This window comes from Stenotrophomonas sp. 3diitr2024 (assembly GCF_042136455.1).
GTDB lineage: Bacteria > Pseudomonadota > Gammaproteobacteria > Xanthomonadales > Xanthomonadaceae > Stenotrophomonas > Stenotrophomonas sepilia.
In genome coordinates, this window is record NZ_JBHHMJ010000608.1 from 1 (window position 1) to 310 (window position 310).

At 67.4% G+C, this 310-nt stretch carries 1 protein-coding gene; it reads left to right on the forward strand.

Annotated features, from left to right (window positions below; genetic code table 11):
* A partial coding sequence (locus ABGA94_RS15920) for a peptide deformylase (RefSeq protein WP_375367775.1) occupies positions 1–310 on the forward strand: 310 nt, incomplete at both ends.

Below are 310 nucleotides of genomic sequence, written 5' to 3' on the forward strand. Positions count from 1 at the left end.
CGTCACCCGCGCCGACACCATCACCGTGAAGTACCTGGACCGCAACGGCCAGGAACAGCAGCTGGAGGCGGGTGAAGTACTGGCCACCTGCATCCAGCACGAGATGGACCACCTGGACACCGTCCTGATGTCGAGCAAGCCGTATTCAGAAGCCTGCGAGCGCAACCGCGAACCCATCGCCACCGCACTCGACCCGTGGATGGGCGACCGCCAGACCTTCCAGGTGATGCCCTCGGCCAGCCGTGGCGTGCCGGACGCCGACCGCCGCAAGCGCGCGCTGTCGTTCGACCGCCGTCATGAAAGCGCGCGC